The 2,720-nt window shown below is 38.1% G+C and carries 2 protein-coding genes; both read right to left on the bottom strand.

Annotated elements, in window-relative coordinates; all coding sequences use genetic code 11:
• The coding region (locus HMPREF2613_RS00685) for a pneumococcal-type histidine triad protein (protein WP_148129927.1) at positions 1 to 358 on the bottom strand (358 nt) is incomplete at its 3' end.
• Positions 359 to 515: 157 nt separating this feature from the next.
• Positions 516 to 2,720, bottom strand: a 2,205-nt coding sequence (locus HMPREF2613_RS00680; RefSeq protein WP_070478208.1) for a pneumococcal-type histidine triad protein, incomplete at its 5' end; no start/stop codon positions are given.

Below are 2,720 nucleotides of genomic sequence, written 5' to 3'. Positions count from 1 at the left end.
CATTGACAATGTCTGAATCCTTCAACTGATAATTTGGATCTTTCATCAGAAGTTCTTCACTGATGATAGCATCATAAGGAACCTTGCCATTATAGTAGTGATAATGGTCTCCATGAGAAGTCACATAACCTTGGTCCGTAATCTTGATAACAATTTGCTCGGCATTTATACCTTCTTTTTTACTGACTTCATCAGGTGTCAAATTTTCTGCCTTTTGACTTGGTTGGTTACCATCTATATATGAAACACGGTTATTTTCTTTTACAGTTTGAGCTTGATGCAAACCTAGTTCATAAGCACAGACACTTAAAACAAGTGCAGCTGCTGACCCAGCTAGATATTTTTTATTGATTTTCATTCTTTCCTCTTTTCTTAACTCTATTTGATTCACTATAACATAATAAACCAGTTAATTAACTAGTTAATAGTTTACTCTTTTTAGTACTGCTTGTCAAGAATTTTTCGTATATACATAATAAAAATGAAAGTCTCTTTATCGAGACTCCCATTTTTCATTAATTTGTTTTTTCCTTATTTACAGGTGAAGGATTACTACCTTTTAACAACGCAAGTAATTTTTCTGCTTCTGCCATGATACCATTATTATCCATGGTTTGGAGACTCAAATTATTTCGTAAACCAGCTAGGGTTTCTGTCGCATTTCCTTTCAGACTAGCATCCGTTACTTTCGCAAGCAAAGCTTCTGCTTCTTTGAGCTTGGCTTCTACTTTTTCAGTCTCTACTTGAGGAACTTCTGGCTCAGCAGGTGTTTCCTCTACTGGTTCTTCATCCGCTTTGAAGTTCTTTTTGGGATCTTCACTGTGGTCTTTCTTACCTAAGACATGCTCGCTGGCATTTCCCCATCCGTCATTAGAATGTGGACGTTCATCAGGATGTTCAACATAGTACTTAATCGTCGCAAATAAGTCTTCCAGAGTATAACCATTTGGAGCCTTGTATGAATGATCATCAAACCAAGCAAATTTAATGTTATGGTAATGATCCTTATGAGGAATGATTAAATTACCATTTTTAACTTCTACTGTATGCTCAACCATGTATGGAAGTCGAACGAGTGGAATTCGTTTCTCCCCTTTCACACGATTGTAAATAGCCGCTGCACTATCTCCAGTTGGATTTGCTTGAGCATCTGCGTCTGCTGACGGAGGTAGAATTCCTTTTTCTTTAGTATAAGATTGAGCCGCAGCTTTTTCCTTATCAGAAAGGCTGTCTTTTCCAATCCAGTGACTATGACCCATATGAGGTGTTACATAGGCATCCCCTTCATCACTGATAATATCATGTTCGTCAAAAATGTAACCATCTGACGTTGTATACTTATCAGCTAATTGAGCAATACGAACTTCGTTTTCGGTATATTCAATTTGAGAATTTGGTTTTCCAAGTCGCTCTGGGTGGGTAATTGGTGCTAAGAATGACAATAAATCATCTACCAATTTTCCTTTATTAGAAGATTCATCATTCAAGCGTTCTGCTAATTTGTCTAAGGCTTTGAAATCAGAAACGCGACCCTTATTTTCTGACAAGGCTTTATGAGCCTCGGCCAATAAATTATATGCTTTATCATAAAATTCTTGGTCGCGAGGTGGTACATTTTCTTTTTTAGCAGTTAAAGCGTGTGAAACACTCTCTTGTTTTGATAACTTGTTTTCCAGATTTTTAACAGTTTCAGATGGTAAATCTTTCGCAAAGACATAGCGTGAGATTCCTTTTTCTTCGAATACATATCCTTCTCCAACTTTTCGTACCAGCTGGCTAACCAAAGAAGAATTTGAGTCTATTTTAGGATTTGGAGTAGGAGCCGGCTTTACAATAGGTTTCAAAGGTTTTAAGGTAAGAGCTGGCAAAACAGGAGATGGAATTAAATTTGGAAGGCTTGGAGTCGGAATTGGTTTTAATTCTTTATCACCTGCAGTAGTATGATTTCCTTGATAATTTTCAGAAATCATTCTTGCAATCTTCTGCTCTAAATCAGACATTTGAGAATAAGGAATAAAGTGATAATGATCTCCGTGTGGCACTGCAACACCATTCGCAGTTTTTCTTGTAATCTGCGCCGGATCAAAGACAAGTCCATCTGATTCCACATGTCGTTGGCTAAGCGGCAAAGCATAAAGTTGTTTCAAGAGACTGGATACGTCTTCACTCGGACTAGCTTGATAGCTATTATCCACTTGTGGGCTAACACTTGGAGTCCATCTTCTAGTATTTGCTTCAACATTGCTTTGATTCATTTGTCCATATGAACTACTATTTGATGCCTCTGATGAGCTGCTAGAAGAATTTGTTGAAGGACGATACCCAACTGAGCTTGGTTGATTAGTCTTTCCAGATAGGAAGGCTCGAGCTGCAGCTAATTCACTGGCAGACAAGTCACTCTTAGGAATATAGTGGAAATGATTGCCATGAGGAACTATATAGGCATCACCTGTGTCCTCAATGATATCAGAGGCATTAAAGATATAACCATCATCCGTTGTATAGCGGCCCTGAGCTCTAGCAGCTACTACCGCTTTATCGCTAGAACCACCTCCGTGATTACTACCGTGTTCCTGCTTCTGACGAGTGATTTCTTCTTTTGATCGAACATTATCAGCGTGGGCTGCATCCTTTAGATAGACATAATACTTACCATCTACCTTAATCACATAGCCACCCTTGATTTCATTGACAATGTCTGAATCCTTCAACTGATAATT

It is taken from the genome of Streptococcus sp. HMSC070B10 (assembly GCF_001808665.1).
Taxonomy (GTDB): Bacteria; Bacillota; Bacilli; order Lactobacillales; family Streptococcaceae; genus Streptococcus.
This window is presented reverse-complemented; position numbering and strand designations above follow the sequence as displayed.